At 50.3% G+C, this 15,722-nt stretch carries 15 protein-coding genes and 2 pseudogenes; 10 read left to right on the plus strand and 7 right to left on the minus strand.

What is annotated here, in order from left to right:
* Window positions 1-55: 55 nt before the first annotated feature.
* Window positions 56-1,117 carry a dienelactone hydrolase family protein gene (locus PVOR_RS09545; RefSeq protein ID WP_006208951.1) on the plus strand — a complete coding sequence of 354 codons (1,062 nt, stop codon included), beginning with the start codon at window positions 56-58 and terminating at the stop codon, window positions 1,115-1,117.
* 199 nt (window positions 1,118-1,316) lie between these two features.
* Window positions 1,317-2,018: an RNA polymerase sporulation sigma factor SigK gene (sigK, locus tag PVOR_RS09550; RefSeq protein ID WP_006208952.1), complete on the plus strand. Its 702-nt coding sequence runs from the start codon at window positions 1,317-1,319 to the stop codon at window positions 2,016-2,018.
* 122 nt (window positions 2,019-2,140) lie between these two features.
* Here sigK and PVOR_RS09555 read toward each other — a convergent pair whose 3' ends face one another.
* From PVOR_RS09555 to garR, 4 genes are read right to left on the minus strand one after another with little or no spacing between them, the layout of a single operon-like run.
* Window positions 2,141-3,574 (minus strand): four-carbon acid sugar kinase family protein, encoded by a 1,434-nt coding sequence (locus PVOR_RS09555; protein ID WP_006208953.1) that lies wholly within the window; start codon window positions 3,572-3,574, stop codon window positions 2,141-2,143.
* A 37-nt stretch (window positions 3,575-3,611) separates the two neighbouring features.
* On the minus strand, window positions 3,612-4,691 hold the full coding sequence (locus PVOR_RS09560; RefSeq protein WP_327196530.1) for a GntP family permease: 1,080 nt from the start codon (window positions 4,689-4,691) through the stop codon (window positions 3,612-3,614).
* A complete protein-coding gene (locus tag PVOR_RS32500; protein WP_006208955.1) occupies window positions 4,673-4,957 on the minus strand; it encodes a GntT/GntP/DsdX family permease in 285 nt (94 codons plus the stop codon). Before PVOR_RS32500 ends, PVOR_RS09560 begins: the two co-directional genes overlap by 19 nt.
* A gap of 30 nt (window positions 4,958-4,987) precedes the next feature.
* A complete protein-coding gene (garR, locus tag PVOR_RS09565; RefSeq protein ID WP_006208956.1) occupies window positions 4,988-5,881 on the minus strand; it encodes a 2-hydroxy-3-oxopropionate reductase in 894 nt (297 codons plus the stop codon).
* Between the two features lie 216 nt (window positions 5,882-6,097).
* On the opposite strand from garR, the gene PVOR_RS09570 reads away from it, so the two are divergent.
* Window positions 6,098-6,721 carry a GntR family transcriptional regulator gene (locus tag PVOR_RS09570; RefSeq protein ID WP_006208957.1) on the plus strand — a complete coding sequence of 208 codons (624 nt, stop codon included), beginning with the start codon at window positions 6,098-6,100 and terminating at the stop codon, window positions 6,719-6,721.
* A gap of 77 nt (window positions 6,722-6,798) precedes the next feature.
* On the opposite strand, the gene PVOR_RS09575 is transcribed toward PVOR_RS09570, so the two are convergent.
* The 3 genes and pseudogenes from PVOR_RS09575 to PVOR_RS09585 form a co-directional block, all read right to left on the minus strand.
* Window positions 6,799-7,071: a hypothetical protein gene (locus PVOR_RS09575; protein WP_040680419.1), complete on the minus strand. Its 273-nt coding sequence runs from the start codon at window positions 7,069-7,071 to the stop codon at window positions 6,799-6,801.
* 210 nt (window positions 7,072-7,281) lie between these two features.
* On the minus strand, window positions 7,282-7,560 hold the full coding sequence (locus tag PVOR_RS09580) for a hypothetical protein (protein WP_006208959.1): 279 nt from the start codon (window positions 7,558-7,560) through the stop codon (window positions 7,282-7,284).
* A gap of 160 nt (window positions 7,561-7,720) precedes the next feature.
* Window positions 7,721-8,558: pseudogene (locus PVOR_RS09585) on the minus strand (sugar phosphate isomerase/epimerase family protein).
* 310 nt (window positions 8,559-8,868) lie between these two features.
* Here PVOR_RS09585 and PVOR_RS09595 point away from each other — a divergent pair.
* From PVOR_RS09595 to PVOR_RS09625, 7 genes and pseudogenes are all read left to right on the plus strand, one after another.
* Window positions 8,869-9,835, plus strand: a pseudogene (locus PVOR_RS09595) (acetylxylan esterase).
* Window positions 9,836-10,107: 272 nt separating this feature from the next.
* Window positions 10,108-10,479 carry a Na-translocating system protein MpsC family protein gene (locus PVOR_RS09600; protein ID WP_006208962.1) on the plus strand — a complete coding sequence of 124 codons (372 nt, stop codon included), beginning with the start codon at window positions 10,108-10,110 and terminating at the stop codon, window positions 10,477-10,479.
* A gap of 150 nt (window positions 10,480-10,629) precedes the next feature.
* On the plus strand, window positions 10,630-11,409 hold the full coding sequence (locus PVOR_RS09605) for an ABC transporter ATP-binding protein (protein ID WP_006208963.1): 780 nt from the start codon (window positions 10,630-10,632) through the stop codon (window positions 11,407-11,409).
* 30 nt (window positions 11,410-11,439) lie between these two features.
* Window positions 11,440-12,321 (plus strand): ABC transporter permease, encoded by an 882-nt coding sequence (locus PVOR_RS09610; RefSeq protein WP_006208964.1) that lies wholly within the window; start codon window positions 11,440-11,442, stop codon window positions 12,319-12,321.
* A 43-nt stretch (window positions 12,322-12,364) separates the two neighbouring features.
* Window positions 12,365-13,402 carry an ABC transporter substrate-binding protein gene (locus PVOR_RS09615; protein ID WP_040680421.1) on the plus strand — a complete coding sequence of 346 codons (1,038 nt, stop codon included), beginning with the start codon at window positions 12,365-12,367 and terminating at the stop codon, window positions 13,400-13,402.
* A gap of 49 nt (window positions 13,403-13,451) precedes the next feature.
* On the plus strand, window positions 13,452-14,114 hold the full coding sequence (locus tag PVOR_RS09620; protein WP_006208966.1) for a cysteine hydrolase family protein: 663 nt from the start codon (window positions 13,452-13,454) through the stop codon (window positions 14,112-14,114).
* 113 nt (window positions 14,115-14,227) lie between these two features.
* Window positions 14,228-15,631 (plus strand): MFS transporter, encoded by a 1,404-nt coding sequence (locus PVOR_RS09625; RefSeq protein WP_040680446.1) that lies wholly within the window; start codon window positions 14,228-14,230, stop codon window positions 15,629-15,631.
* Window positions 15,632-15,722 lie beyond the last annotated feature (91 nt).

The following is a 15,722-nucleotide window of genomic DNA, read 5'->3' on the forward strand; positions in this document are numbered from 1 at the left end:
CAAGCAAGGGACGCCTTATGTAAACAGCGAGTAAATCGAAGGAGGTGAGTTCGGGATGTGGAAAGCAGATACTTTGCTGGAGCACATGTATAACGAAGCAATAAGAGAAGCGAAAGACAGACAGGTTTCCATGAGTCCGTCAGAGAGGAAGCTGCTGTTGAAGCAAGTACTTCGGCAATTGATTGGCGAATTCGAAATCAATGTAAACCACAAGCCTGTATTGCTTGAACGGGTGCCGTGTGAATGCTATGTTCGCGAAAGGGTGGAGCTGTCCGCCGTACCTGGTGTATCCTACGCTGCCTATGTATTGATTCCGGATGGCAGTCAGGGAAAGCCGATGCCTGCCGTCGTTGCCGTTCATGGACATGGCTATGGAAGCAGGGAGATTGTGGGGCTGAGGGAGGACGGATCAACTGATACCGATCAACCGGGCATCCATCGGCATTTTGCGGTTGAGCTGGCGCGGCGGGGCATGGTGGTAATTGCCCCGGATGTAGCCGGTTTCGGTGAACGTCGCCTTATGGCGGATCTCGCACGGGACCCGGATACCCCGAACTCCTGCCATCGGTTGTCTACCCAGCTGATGATGTATGGCAAGACAGTTGCCGGTCTGCGCGTGGCCGAGACACTTGGGGCAGTGGGCCATCTGGCCGAGCGCTCCGAGGTTCAGCCAGGCAGAATCGGCATTATGGGTTTTTCGGGCGGCGGGCTGATCTCGTTCCTGTGCGCGGCGCTGGATGAACGAATCCGGGCCGCTGTGCTGGCTGGGTATCCTAACACCTTCAAGGACAGTATCATGGAAATCCGCCACTGCGTGTGCAATTACATCCCCGGTATTCTGAATCATGCCGAGCTGCCCGAATGGCTGGGGCTGATGGCTCCCAGGCCCTTGTTTCTGGAGTCTGGAACGCATGATCCGATATTTCCCGCTGCCGGTTTTAACGCTGCAGTTGATCGGCTCAGGGAAATATACCGGCGCGAAGGCTCTGAGGAGAACCTGCAAACCGATCTGTTCCCGGGGGCCCATCAAATCAGCGGCAGGCATTCCTACGATTGGTTATTCGAGCAGTTGAACCGCCCTGATATGCCTCCGCCATTGCCTAGGATCCGTTTTTAAAGCTTGGTGCGACTATGAAAGCCATAAATGGTTAATGCGTAATGATATGTCCCGTTATATGTCTGCATCTTGTGTTTTTTACTTATCACTTTCCCCCGTACAGGCACTTCTGGGCCGCTGCCTACATACAATGAGAAGACCGAGAAACCGAGCGCGATAAGGGCCGGTTGCATTGTAACTTCGCAGGAGGTGTCCCAAAGTGCCTGGACTGTTTACCGCAATTGCTTTGTTTATTAAAGAGTTGACCCTGCTCGTTTCGTACGTGAAAAACAACGCGTTTCCTCAGCCTCTGACTGAGGAGGAGGAAGCTAAACATCTGCAGCGAATGGCCGAAGGCGATCCTCAGTCGCGCAATAAACTGATTGAGCATAATCTTCGGCTGGTCGCACACATCGTCAAAAAATTCGATAACACCGGCGAAGATTTGGAAGACCTCATATCCATCGGAACCATCGGTCTGATCAAGGCCATTGAAAGCTTCCGGCCCAACAAGGGCACAAAGCTGGCCACATTCGCAGCTCGATGTATCGAAAACGAGATATTGATGCATTTGCGCTCGCTTAAAAAAACCCGCAAGGACGTATCCCTCCACGATCCGATAGGAACGGACAAAGAAGGGAACGAAATTACACTTATAGATATCCTCGGAACAGAAGCGGATGATATCGTGGATGCGGTGCAGCTGAAGATTGAGAAGAGCAAGATCTATAGGAATCTCGATATACTGGATGATCGCGAGAAGGAAGTGGTTATTGGTCGCTTTGGCCTGGAAGCCGGCGGAGAGGAACGGACGCAGCGGGAAATTGCCAAGGAGCTTGGCATTTCACGCAGCTATGTGTCACGCATCGAGAAGAGGGCGCTGATGAAGCTGTATCACGAGTTCTACAAGCAGAAGCGATAGGCGCAGCCCGTTGGAGTTTTTCTTGGATCAACGTTCATGGTTCTCATATAGAGCAAGCTAAAGCCACTTCCCATTTAGGGAGGTGGCTTTAGCTTGGTTTATGCAGAACGTAAATACAGGTTCTACCGTTCCAGCAGTTCGACTGTTTCTTTTAGTGTATCCCGTGTTCCCACATTGCCCGGAAAGATGATATACGGCATACCGGGGAACAAACTCTCATCTCCGGTAATCCATACCGGCACGCCAGGTTTGATTTGTCCGGCTACCGTGGCACGTTTGACCCGGAGACCTTTCGTGCCGATATCGCTGGACGTTATACCGCCTTTTGCAATGATATAACGAGGGCGTGCTTGCAGTCTCTCCACGATGCTGGTCACGGCATCGGAAATTTTGATGGATTGCTTCAATTCTTCTTCTTGTTTGCCTTCACCCAGATCCAGCCGCTCGCGCCGGGTATAAATCGTAACTGTTTTGCCGGAAGCAATAGCACTCTCGGCTAGAGCGATGACACGATCGGTTTCCGACTGGAATGCAGCCGCATCGGTGACCAGGTGAACATCAAATTCGATGAATGTAATCGAATCAACGGTTTTCAATTGTTCCAGCTGCTCTGTCGTTTTTTGGACATGCGATCCTACCAGGATGAGCCCACCACTTGTGGAGGATTCTTGGATAAGCTCCTCTTTTGTAAGCAAGGGTTTGTCGCTGACACCCCCGATCACCTTGGTGAAGGAAGCCGCGCTTCGGAACATGAAATGTTTCCCTTTTTTAATCGCTTGAATGAGTGCAATGGTGAATACTTCGACATCTACATCATCGGCTGCGTTGACCACAACTTTGTTGAAATGCTCAACTGCCATGAGCTGATCCACGATGGTCTCGATTTCCAAGGCTCGAAGGGATTGAAGTGAAATATAGGTTGTATTCGCGGCGGTATACACGCCATTGGTTTTCTCTTCGACCCATTCCCCCAGGTCGGATTTGGTGTAGCCAAACGTACGGTCGCGCGCGAACTCCGTTTCACCGGCGGGAATCAGTTCTTCACCGTACAATACATAATGCACATTATTAACCGTAAACCGTCCGCCTGCCTTGAAAAAGGGGATTATAACCTCGCCATCAAACGAGATGCCGGATTGTGCCTCCACCGTGTCTTTCAGTGTTTCCGTTTCGAGCGGGTAATGGCCTCGCAGGGTGGAATCACCTCGGCTGATAATCACATATGGCTTGTTTGTCGCTTGAGATGCCTCTTCCGCATGAAGGGCAATATCACGATGCACCGCTTTTGTGTCGCTTGCCACAAGGCCGCGGGAATTGGTCAGGATGAAGAACATCGACTGCTCCTCTTCAAATCCCTTGATCATGGTGTTGACTGTCCAATCGGTATATACCGAAATGCCATGTACCGTTTGAACCCCCGTTGGGTCATCATCCAGCACGATGATTTTCCGGTCAAATCCGTCCAATTCGTCCGCAAGTTTGGCTCTTACCCATGTTTCATCGATGCGAGGCAGGTGATCCAACACATCTGCTGCCATTCTCTTTTTCGTATTCATAGGTTCTCATCACCCTTTATCTGTATAGTCGTGCCCGTTATAGTCCTGGTAAGATGCCGCTGAACAAACTTAATACATACACCGATGCGAGCGCTGTCAATCCGGCGATGAAACCGCCGAGTGTCCATACCTTCAGCGTCTGGGTTACTGTCAGCTTGCCGAAGCGGTTCACGACCCAGAAGCCGGAGTCGTTCGGAAGCGATAAACCGATACCGCCCGCACAGATGGCCAGTCCGAGCAAAATAGGAGAAACACCCAGATCGAGAACGAGCGGCCCCATAATACTGGAGGTCGTAACGAGTGCCACGGTTGAGGAGCCCAGCGATGCGCGCAGAATCTGCGAGAATATGAAGGCCAGCATCAACACCGGAATGCTCCAGCTTTGCATCGTTGTGATCAGGTAGTCGCCAATGCCGCTATGGTTAATGACTGCCCCGAATGCTCCGCCCGCTCCGGTAATAAGCACAATCATACCGCCGGTCGCGATAGCTTCGGAATAAAGCTTGCCCGAATCCTCCGCGATGTAAGGACGCAGGAAAATGACAGCCGCGAACACGCTGATCAACAGTGCAATGTTCTTATCGCCGATAAAACCGAAGAAGGTTTCTATGGCTGTTCCCGGGTACAGCATTTTGGAGATGGTATTAGCCAGAATAAGCACAATGGGCAGTGCCAGCATCCCGAAAGACAAGGAGGTACTGATTTCTTTGCGCGGAGCTTTGTTCTCGGCTTCCTCGGCAACCACGACCTCTTCTGTGGTTTGGATGCGTTTTCCTATAAACATTCCGTAAATAAAACCGCCCACTAATGTTGCGGGGATTGCCACCAGGATACCGTACAAGATAAACAAGCCCAGATCAGCCCCGGTATTCTCGGCAACCACCATCGGACCAGGCGTTGGCGCAATCATGTTATGGGAAGTAATGAGACCGATGCCGAGAGCGGTTACAAATGTAACAATCGAGATGCCTGTTCGAGTTGCCAAGCTTTTGAGCAGTCCGCTTAAGATGACGAAGGCTGCATCGAAAAACACCGGAATGGAAACAAGGGTACCTGACATGGCCAATCCGGCCGGTGAATTTTTAATGCCGAATATTTTCAGAAGCGAGCCGGCAATCTTTTCAACTGCACCGGAAGCGCCAAGAAACTGGCCGAACGATGACGCCTAAGACCGATTAGAATGCCTACCCCGACCAGCGTGTTTCCGAATCCCGACGTTACGATGCCCGGCACTTCCTTGAGCGGGATGCCAATGGCAATCGCGGTACCGAATGCGATGACGGTCAGAGCCAGAAACGGCTCTACCTTCCATTTAATAATCAGCAGGAACAAGAAGGCTAACGCAATAAGGAATACTACGATGAGCATAGGTCCTGTTAACATGTATTTTCCACCTTTACAATGATATTATTTTTAGTTCGGCATTTTTTTGACTTCCACATTTGCTGCTTTTTCATAGTATTGGACAATGCCCGCATGATCATTTGCCTGTTTGCCTTCATCCTTCAAGGTTTCAAAAATATGGCGGACATGCTCGGTCAATGGGAGGGACATATCAAATGCTTCAGCCGTCTCCATGACATTTGTCAAATCTTTCAGATTAATATCAACGCGTCCACCGGCTTTGAAATTGCGTTCGATGATCATTGGAAGCTTGGCATCAAGAACGGCGCTCCCGGCAAGCCCCCCGCGAATAGCGTGATACATTTTTTCGATATCGATGCCAGCTTTGGCAGCAAGCACAAGCGCCTCTGACATAGCGGCAATATTGACATTGACCATAATCTGATTGGCCAGCTTGGCGGTTGCACCACTGCCGCTGGGACCCACCCACGTAATGTCCTTGCCCATGCAAGCGAGCACTGGCTTAACTTTCTCAAAAACGCTTTCATTTCCGCCGGCCATAACGGACAGTGTACCGTCGATTGCTTTGGGTTCGCCGCCGCTGACCGGGGCATCCAGCATTTCTATGCCGTGGTCTTGCAGGCTCTCTGCGACCTCCTTGGCAACAACCGGTGAGATCGAACTCATGTCGATGACAACCGTCCCGGCTTTAGCGCCTTGAACGATACCGTCTTCTCCAAGAATGACATGTTTCACAATGGCGTTGTTTGGAAGCATCGTAATAATGACATCGCTTTCAATTGCAACCTCTTTAGGTGATTGTCCATTTTTTGCCCCCAATTGCGCTAAGTGATCGATGGCCTCTGTATTCAGATCATAAACGGTAAGGCTGTAACCTTTGTTCAACAAGTTTGCGGCCATCGGTTTACCCATGATACCAAGACCTATGAATCCAATATTCATGTAAGTTCCTCCTAGATGATAACGATATTTAAAATTCGAACTAATTGTACACAATAAATTTAAAATTGTATACAAAAATATTATTATTGGATACAAGTGTAAATGTAGTGGATACAAAAATTGAAAGAAAGCTTTTAATGGACCATGCTTTCCCCTATAATTTAAGGACGGTGTATAAGTCATGCTCTATGTGTAAACGAAGGATGGGAATAATGAATGTCTAAACAAGGATTCCAAGCGGCGTATCTCCATTGTTATGAGCTGATCAGGGATAGAATATTGAACGGCGAATTGCCGGGCGGCATGAAATTGGTGGAGGAACGGCTTGCGGAGGAATTGGGTGTAAGCCGCACTCCTGTCCGTGAGTCCATCCGAAAGCTGGAGCAGGAAGGTCTCATCAAGAATAAGCGGGTGGTGAATCCGTCTGACGAGGATTTGCGCCATATTTTTCAGGTGCGCATGCTGCTCGAAGGTTTTGCTGCTCGTTGTGCGGCATTTTATATGGATGAAGCGACGCTGGAACAGCTGCAGGAATGCATTGCTGTGGCCCGCAGCGGGAGCGTCAGCGAAACCATGGAAGCTAACAAGATGTTCCATGATATTATTGTGCAGTCAAGCCGCAATCCGGAGCTTGTTCTTATCATTGATCGAATGCAGTCCATTATTTATCTGTTTCGCAGAGCGGTGGTGCATCATAAACGTCCGTTCCTCATTGATGAGCATCAGCAGATCGTGGATGCAATCCGTGCTCATGATGCTGAAGAGGCTGAGCGCTTAATGAAATCTCATCTGCAGGCAGATCTTGATTTTTACTTGCATTTGAGCAGAAGTTCAATTTAAACACCTTGTCCGGTAGCAAAAATACAAGTTGGAAAGTATAAAGCGGCGGCACCTCTCCAAGGTGCCGCCGCTTTGATCTATGTAGGGTTTAGCTCCCTTGCACCTGACAGCGAGCGCAGACTCAGGTGCGGAGAATTGCCGGATTTAAGCTGCTGCCACTGCAGCACGCGGCGAATCGCAATCGGAGCCAGGATACTGCCGATCATGCCAAGCAGATCGGATTGAAGTGCTCTTTGTGCGATGATATAGCCGCAGGATCCACCGATAAACTCGATGGACATGTAGCGTGTAACATGGGATAAAGTGACAACATAGATAACGAATTCATCGTTTTTCCTCTGGTTTGGCATAAGCAGCTCCCCCCACTCCTTCTTATCTCTGTATCTTCGGTAAATTGCGATAAGGCTCATGAGCCAGTGCATCATGGTGTTCGATTGAGGTTTTTATGCCATCTTATGTATTTTTATAGGCGGTTATGCTCTTCGGCCGGGACATACAAGCCCTGTTACGACAAAAACCAACCGTCTTGTCCACAGAATGACGGTTGGTATATACAGTTTCTACTCTGGTTTTTCTTGTCCCGGATCTGCTTGAATGGTTTCATCTTCACCGGGATAATCCCGCTTGATGCCCATGTGCAGATTGCGATCCTCATAATCGAATCGATTCGGAGGGCGTTGATCCGCGCGCCACGGACTGCTCTTGCCGAGGGATTCGCTGCGAAGATCGGAACCATAAGGTCCCTCCGGAAATTCCTCCGGTGCCAGATCGTTGCGCTGTGACTCAACGGTGGACAGATCGGTGGCTTCCGATCGTTCTTCCTTCTCAAACCCGTTCATATTGCGGCCTCCCGAAAAGGTACTTAAACTACCGTTTCAGTGTACCCTGAACACGAGAATTCATTCCGTCAGCGGCTGAACCGCGAGCTTGGATAACAGCTCATTGCCATACATAATGTTACTTATCCTGCGGTCATTCCGTACGAATCACATGATCCCGCTACAGTCCGGCAGCGCCGAATACTTTATTAAAGGCTTCGCGTGATTTGGCTGCCAGCTCTTCCGGTGTTCCCGTTGGTGCAGACGGGGTCAGAATTTCTTGCGTAACCGGGCCGGTATAACCGATATCGTTCAGGGCCGTAAGGAAGCCCGGCAGATCGATGACGCCTTCACCCGGGTAGAGCCGATCATTGTCGAGTACGTCCTGGACAGGAATGTCCTTGGCGTCATTAATGTGAACATGGACAATCTGCTCGGCACGCAGCGATCGAATATCGGCGGTTGTCATCTCGTTGGTATACCAATGGTATGCATCATACAGAAGCCCGACATTCGGTTCTGCAATTGCATCAACCCAGTCCAGAGTCTCTTGGACGGTCCAGATGAACGGGTTCTTCCAGTTGGGTACGCAGATGATGCGGTCCTACAAATTCCAGCGCCAATCGGATCCCGTAAGCTCCGAGAATGCTGGCGCAGGCCCGCAGCCTTGTTGTGGCGAGCGCCATAAAATGTGCTGCGGACGCATCTGTCGCAGGCAGAATATATGTACAGCAGCGCGTACAGCCCAGGGCTTTGGCAGCCGCTGCCGCTGCCGGCAGTTTTTCAAGGCCGCTGAGAAACTGTTCGTCTGATCCTCTCCATTCAACGGGGAGACCGATTGCGCCTATCTCCAAGTGATGGGATTGCAGCAGATCGGCTGCCGCTTCTACTCCAAGACGGTCTGCAAGACCCTTGGCATCGATATCGACACATTGAAACTCATGTTTGGCCGCGAGTTCGATAAACTGTAAATCGCTTTCAAGTTTTCCGAGTCCTGCGCTAGTTAAACCTTGCAGCATATTCATCGTCTCCATTCGCTATAAGATGTCATTTGGGGGTTAGGTGAGTGCTTCGTTTATATCAACCCTCGTTATTTCATAGTTTCTATTATGATATGTTCGACTCTATAAATCTATGATAGCTTTTATTATTTTTACAAAAGGTTAACGGGTAGCCGTCCCGTTCCTTGTTCCGTCTTTATCGAAGGACCTGCCGTTTTTTGTTCGGGGCTGCTTCCTATTCTATCGAAGGGGATTGCAGGTCACTTGCCGAATAATCATGTTAACCATGTACTTCTACTTCACACGCGAAAAGGGGATTGAACACTAGATGGATACCATTAAGCTTCGCAAGAATGAACTTGGCAGCCTGCGTCCGGAACCAACGATGAACGAGCAGGTACTGAATCGGTTTTGGGAGGAGGCGCTCAAGAACTACGACGATAAGCCGCTGCAGATTGTCAATCATCCGGAAGATACGACCATTTCCTCATATGAAGGTATCGAAGGTTACCTATCACGGTTATGATGATACCCCCATCCATGCATGGTATATCACGCCAGCCAGCGATATTTCAACGAAGAAGACCATGCCATGTATCGTGACCTTCCCGGGTTATTCGGGAGATCGGGGACTTCCCGAACGGTACGCTCACTGGGTGATGCTCGGTTACGCAGTGTTTGCAGTTGATGTCAGGGGACAGGGCGGGGAGACGGGAAATCTGCTGTCCATGGACAGCGGCGTGGTGAAGGGCTGGGTGACACAGGGGATTACGGATATGCATCGTTCCTATTACATGGCAATTGCCATGGATGCTGTGAGGGCAGTTGAAACAGCGTCGCAGCAGCCGGGTGTGGACTCGGATAAAATCGCCGTGGTTGGCGGGAGTCAAGGCGGAGGTCTGGCGCTGCTCGCAGGGGCTCTGAATGCGAAGGTTTCAGCCATCGTAGCAGACATTCCCAATATGTGCAGAATGGATTACGGAATTCTGTATTCGGTCAGCTCCCTGACCGAAATCGCCCAGTACATCAAACGTTTCCCGGAGCAGCTGGATCATATTCTGGCGCATCTCGCGCATTTTGACATGCTGAATTTAGCGCCCAGAATCAAGGCGCCGGTCATGGTATCCGTGGGCTGGAAGGATACGGTTTGCATGCCTGAGACGATATATGCCGCATACAACAGGATAGAGGCGAATAAAGAAATCAGGGACTACCCGTTCTCGGGCCATGAAGTCAATGAATACCAGAAGCGGGAGGCGGTTTTGTTCCTGGAGCGGATTTTTAACGGGGAATAGAAGAGGGCACAGGGCCTAGCCGAATCAGTGGATATCTCTAACAATCTATGAAACAAGAACAGAGTAGAGCTAAGGTAGAGAAATGAAATTGCGTCATATTAATGTTATATATTTTAACATAAAATTGATTTTTGGTAACTTTTTTGACGTTATTGTATTGACAAGTGTCTGTAATCGCCTATAATTATACCCAAGGACAGAGAAAACTCGATAAACACCCTATACCTACCCCGGTCAATGTAATGAAAATTTACACAAAGGGATGTTGGACAATGACGACAGCAGGCGAACTCAAACAGGATCTTTTGAGGGTTTACAACGCGATAAATAAGAAAATATTTAACGTGGGTGTAAAGCAGCAAAAAGTCGATTTCGTCGGCAACAAAATCATCATTGTATCGAGGAATAGTAGAGTCCCCGTCCTCAAACTGCTGGATGAGAATTACCCCCTCTCTACCCGGCAGTTGGACCATCTTTTATTTCAGGTATTCAAACAGGAGATTAAAACCTGTCTCGAAGCGCAATTTCAATTTAAAATCATCTCCATTCTTAAAGACTACGATGCAGAGACCGAATACTCCGGTACCATCGTATTCTTGGAGAAGGATGTAGAAACATATCTGAACGACATGCCGGAACTCTAAGTAGAGAGCGGGCCGATCGTCAGTTTGGTACCAAGCATGCACGTATGTGCATAGATTGGGGCTGGACTGGCGATTTTTTTTATCCGCTTTTGAAAATAAATGTTTGGTATTTCTGAAAAATCATGAAATCAGAATGAAGGAGGAAGGGGTATGACTCACAAAATTGAAATTTCGGGTGTCAGCAAATGGTTCCGCAGAAATGGGGAAGAAATTGCTGCCATGCGGGAGACGAGTCTGTCGATTGAGGAAGGGCGCTTTGTTAGCATTATCGGTCCCAGCGGGTGCGGCAAATCAACCCTGTTTAACATTATCGCCGGCTTGATGCCGCCGTCCACGGGAAGAGTGCTGGCTGATGGGAAGGACATCGTGGGCAAAACCGGTTACGTGGGTTACATGCTGCAAAAGGATATGCTCCTGCCTTGGCGCACGATCCTCGACAATATCATTCTGGGCATGGAGGTTAGAGGCGTCCCCTACAAGGAAGCCGTGGAAAGGGCCCTGCCCTTAATGGAGAAGTATGGGTTGAAGGGTTTTGACAAGCATTATCCGAGGGAGCTGTCGGGAGGAATGAAACAGCGCGCCGCTCTGCTGCGAACGCTGCTCTACGACCGGGATATTATTTTGCTGGACGAGCCGTTCGGCGCATTGGACGCACAGACCCGGCTGACTATGCAAAATTGGCTGCTGCAGATCTGGGAGGATTTTGGAAAGACGGTTCTGTTTGTTACCCACGACATCGATGAAGCGATTTATTTGTCGGATGATATCTATGTGTTCTCTTCCAGACCGGGGCGAATCAAATCCAAAATTACGGTAACGATGGAACGTCCGCGCAAAACGGAAGACATGACGTCTCCTGCATTTATGGAGCTGAAGCATCATCTGATGGATTTATTGTCGGCCGGGCATGAAGAAGAGCAAATATCGTAAGCGACAAGCATCGAAGAGGGAGGGATAGCGATGGAAACTGCACGTAAAGAGGCATTTGTTGTACACGCCGTGGCACCGGCGGAGTCGGTGACCGGATCATCCAAACGGCCGGAGGTTGTACCGTACATCCTGGATGAAGAGGCGATGGAGCGCCGCAGGAGTCGCCGGATCGTCTGGGGACGCGCCGCTGTGGCTGTATTTATTTTTCTGGTATGGGAGGTGTTCACCCGGATCGGTCTGCTGGATTCCTATTATTGGAGCAGCCCCAGCGCCATTCTTGGCACGACCTGGACTCAAATGGCCGAAGGGACTCTGTTGAGGGACATTACGTACACATCCGGCTCGACGATCCTCGGCTTTGTGTTCGGAACCTTGCTTGGAGCGCTGCTTGGATTATCGTTCTGGTGGTCGAGATCGTATGCAGGCATCAGCGAGCCGTATCTTATCATTCTGAATGCCATGCCCAAGCTTGCCCTGGCTCCGGTACTCGTCATTCTGCTGGGAATTGGATTCTTCTCCAAGGTGGCTCTCGCTTTCTCCATGACGGTTGTCGTTTCTGCGCTTTCCGCATACAGCGGTGTAAAGAGCGTGGACCCTGATATGGAAAAGCTGATGTATTCCCTGGGCGCCAAACGGCATCAGGTCTTCACCAAGGTCGTTGTCCCATGGTCCATGCCCTGGATTATCAGCAGTTTGCGGATTAACATTGCCCTTGCGCTGGCAGGAGCCATCGTGGGTGAGTTTATCGCTTCAAGCCAGGGTGTCGGCCGGATGATCATGTATGCGGGGACCATACTCGATATTAATCTCGTGTGGGTGGGCGTAGTTGTCTTGTCGCTGCTGTCCATGGTGATGTACTGGGGAGTAGTCGTCATAGAGAAATGGTTGTCCAAGGGCTTGACCAAACAATAGACAGAAATCGAACTTATTATTTCTATATAAAAGGGGAATTCATATGAACCGTAAAATGAGGAAGCTTTCACTATTGTTCGCACTTGTCATGATCACAAGTCTGCTGGGAGCCTGCGGCAATGAGAAGAATGACACCGCCTCCGCCTCCGGCGAGGGTAAGCTGAAGAAAATCGTGATCGCCGAGCCGCTCCATTCGACAGGCTATCTTCCTCTATATGTGGCCCAGCGCGAAGGTTTCTTTGCGAAAAGGGGGCTGGATGTCGAGGTCATCCAAGCCGCGGGAGGTGCGCATGTAACCGCCGTGGTCAGCGGCGATGCTTGGGGCGTCATTGGCGGGACGGAGTCCAACGCCTTGGCTAACAACAACAATTCCGATCCGATCATCTCTGTCGTCAACGTTGTCAACCGGGCGAATGTGTATTTAATGGCTAAGAAAGGCACCGCACCCGCCAGCCATTCTCCCGAGGACCTGAAGGCTTTCTTACAAGGAAAAAAGATCAATGCCGGGCGCCATGGCGGTACGCCCAATCTGTTAACCCGCTATCTGCTGATTCAGCTTGGTCTGGATCCGGAGAAGGACGTGCAGCTGCTTGAGCCGGCAGACGGCTCCACGGTCGTGACGATGGTTCAGCAAGGGGCTGCCGATATCGCCAATGGGGCGGAGCCGCAGATTAGCGACGGGATATCGAAGAATGTGTGGGAGGAGCCGTTTTACAAGTTTCATGATTTGGGTGATTTCTCGTATTCGGTGCTCAGTGTGAGGAAGTCCACAATCGAGAAGGATGCAGAAGCCGTTCAAAGCTTTACAGACGCCATCATCGAAGCGCTTGGAGCTGTTCAGAGCGATAAAGAACTGGCGAAGAAGAATTTGAAGGCCGAATTCCCGACGCTTTCCGATGATGCGATTCAAGCGGCGCTGGACCGGGCTTATGAAGACAATTTATGGAGTTTGGACGGGCTGATCTCGGAAGACGCGCTGAAACATGACATGGATGTCATGATCGAAACGGGGATATTCAAGGGGGATTATTCCTACGATGCCCTTGTGGACATGCAGTTTGTGAACAATGCCAAGAAGTAAATGATGGGGTTCATTCTTTCAAATACACAATCGGAAGGGGAGAGTCGCGATGAAATCTTTGAATCAGCTGATGCTTGAGAGCAAAGCGGCGGTGATCGTGGTTGATGTGCAGAATGATTATTGTCATCCGGAGGGAGCGCTGCCCCGAGCGGGCTGCGATGTTAGCGGGGTAGGAGAGATGATGCCGAAGCTGCATAAGCTGCTTCAGTCCGCCAGGGAGTTTCATGTGCCCGTCATTTTCATTCAGACACTCCATGAGAAAGCAACGGATTCCGACGCCTGGACTACCAGGTCCTCGGGACGGTCGGCCCATGTCTGCCGGAGGGGGAGCTGGGGAGCCGAGTTCTATGAGGTTGCTCCGGAGCAGGATGACATCATTGTCAATAAACACCGGTACAGCGCTTTTGTGAATACAAGGCTGGATTCCGTGTTGAAAACGCTGAAAATCGAAACGTTAATCATGACGGGAGTCAGCACCAATGTCTGCGTGGAATCCACTGCCAGGGACGGTTTTATGCTGGATTATCATATCGTGCTTGTAGCGGATGCCTGCGCATCGTATTCGCAAAGCGCCCATGATATGACACTCGAGAATATTGAAGGGTATTTCGGGAAAGTTAGTGGGGTGCAGCATGTGATTGATATCTGGATGGATAAGATTCCAGATGAATCAGTAAGGCCGATGTCGGCGGCTCAGACGACCGCGCGTTAGGTTGTCTGAGTGCATGATCCAGGCAGAATGAAGCTCTCCGCATGCGGGAGCTTTTTCTGTGAGGGTCCTCTCTTCGCATGCACAAATTCATGAATAAAGCTGGTGAGGCCTGCGTGAATAACAGATCGAGGATGATCGTTCAATACACCATTTGTTTAGGAGCATTTCTGTCCAATCTGTCAGCCGGCATGTTCAACATTGCGCTTGTAGACATTGCAAGAACCTTTGATTCAACTATTCCAACAGCCCAATGGATCGTCACGGCTTACCTGCTTGTGATTTCCATATTGCTGCCTGTGATGGGCAAGCTCGGCGATATGCTGGGCAGACGGAAAATTCACAATATCGGCTATTTTATTTTTATGGCCGGGGCTATCTGCTGTGCCGTGTCGCCTTCATTAAACGGACTGATATCCTCCCGCATTCTTCAAGGTATAGGGGCGGCCATGTACCAGGCCACCAATATGGCTTTGATCATTTCTGTGTTTCCCAAGGAGCAGCGAGGCAAAGCGCTCGGGCTGATCAGCACGTTTGTTGCAGCAGGCTCCATGATTGGTCCGAGCCTTGGCGGTATATTGATCCAATGGTTCAGCTGGCGAAGCAATTTCTGGCTGCTGACGGCGCTGTCGCTGGTTGCGTGGATGTTTGCTCAGCGGTTCATACCGAAGGACAAACCGGAAGGGTCGGAAAGCCGTTTGGATGTGCCTGGGGCTGCCCTTTTTGCCATATCATTGACTGGTCTGGTTACGGCTGTGAATTTGGGCGCTCAGTGGGGCTGGAGCTCATGGCAGGTTGCGGTACTGTTCATTCTGTTTGGGGTGGGCGCTGCTTCCTTCATCGGGTGGTGTCTGTCCTCACGCTGGGAACGGCAAGGGAAAGGGCGGCTGCCCTTCATGAAGCTGGATCTGTTCCGAGATGCGGGCATCAGCGTGGGGATTATCATTACCATCATTTCCTATATGGCGGCTTTCTCGGCCCAGCTTGTACTCCCAGTATTCCTGCTGAGTGAGCTTGGCATTGAGCCTGCGACGGCAGGGCTGATCATGATGGGTTATCCGTTGTCGCTGATCATATTCTCTCCCTTGAGCGGCAATCTGTCGGACAAGCTGGGGACATTTCCGCTGCTGTCGGCCGGTCTGCTGGTTATGACGACGGCATTACTCGTACTGGGCTTTGTATCGCCTGCCTACCCCATATTCTTTTTGATTCTCCTGATTGTACTGCTCGGCGGTTCCATGGGGCTGATTACGCCTCCAAACAATTCTCTGGTGATGAGCCGAACATCCAAGAGCGATCTCGGCTTGATCAGCAGTATTCTGGCGCTGTCGCGGAATCTGGGCATGATGTTTGGGACGGCGGCTGGCGGTGCCATGCTGGCGCTTCCAGGCCAGGCGGCAGGAGGATTGACCGGATTTCGCATGATTTTTGTGCTGAACACGGTGCTGGTGGTCATCGTCTATTTAACGATGATTATCTCCTTTCGTTTGGCAAGGCATAAAGAGACGCTGTCTTCATAGTGTGAACATGAGGAAAAAAAGGGTATCCCGCGGTCTGATCAAGACGATGCAGGATACCCTTATTTAACATAATCAGAAATATATACTTTGA

The organism is Paenibacillus vortex V453 (assembly GCF_000193415.1).
In the GTDB taxonomy this organism is placed as follows: Bacteria; Bacillota; Bacilli; order Paenibacillales; family Paenibacillaceae; genus Paenibacillus_AQ; species Paenibacillus_AQ glucanolyticus.

Excerpts from the sequence above, each read along its gene's own strand:
- PVOR_RS09545 (WP_006208951.1), top strand. The coding sequence starts at position 56 with ATGTGGAAAGCAGATACTTTGCTGGAGCACATGTATAACGAAGCAATA.
- PVOR_RS09555 (WP_006208953.1), bottom strand. The coding sequence starts at position 3,574 with ATGAATACGAAAAAGAGAATGGCAGCAGATGTGTTGGATCACCTGCCT.
- PVOR_RS32500 (WP_006208955.1), bottom strand. The coding sequence starts at position 4,957 with ATGTTAACAGGACCTATGCTCATCGTAGTATTCCTTATTGCGTTAGCC.
- garR (WP_006208956.1), bottom strand. The coding sequence starts at position 5,881 with ATGAATATTGGATTCATAGGTCTTGGTATCATGGGTAAACCGATGGCC.
- PVOR_RS09570 (WP_006208957.1), top strand. The coding sequence starts at position 6,098 with ATGTCTAAACAAGGATTCCAAGCGGCGTATCTCCATTGTTATGAGCTG.
- PVOR_RS09575 (WP_040680419.1), bottom strand. The coding sequence starts at position 7,071 with ATGCCAAACCAGAGGAAAAACGATGAATTCGTTATCTATGTTGTCACT.
- PVOR_RS09580 (WP_006208959.1), bottom strand. The coding sequence starts at position 7,560 with ATGAACGGGTTTGAGAAGGAAGAACGATCGGAAGCCACCGATCTGTCC.
- PVOR_RS09600 (WP_006208962.1), top strand. The coding sequence starts at position 10,108 with ATGACGACAGCAGGCGAACTCAAACAGGATCTTTTGAGGGTTTACAAC.
- PVOR_RS09605 (WP_006208963.1), top strand. The coding sequence starts at position 10,630 with ATGACTCACAAAATTGAAATTTCGGGTGTCAGCAAATGGTTCCGCAGA.
- PVOR_RS09610 (WP_006208964.1), top strand. The coding sequence starts at position 11,440 with ATGGAAACTGCACGTAAAGAGGCATTTGTTGTACACGCCGTGGCACCG.
- PVOR_RS09615 (WP_040680421.1), top strand. The coding sequence starts at position 12,365 with ATGAACCGTAAAATGAGGAAGCTTTCACTATTGTTCGCACTTGTCATG.
- PVOR_RS09620 (WP_006208966.1), top strand. The coding sequence starts at position 13,452 with ATGAAATCTTTGAATCAGCTGATGCTTGAGAGCAAAGCGGCGGTGATC.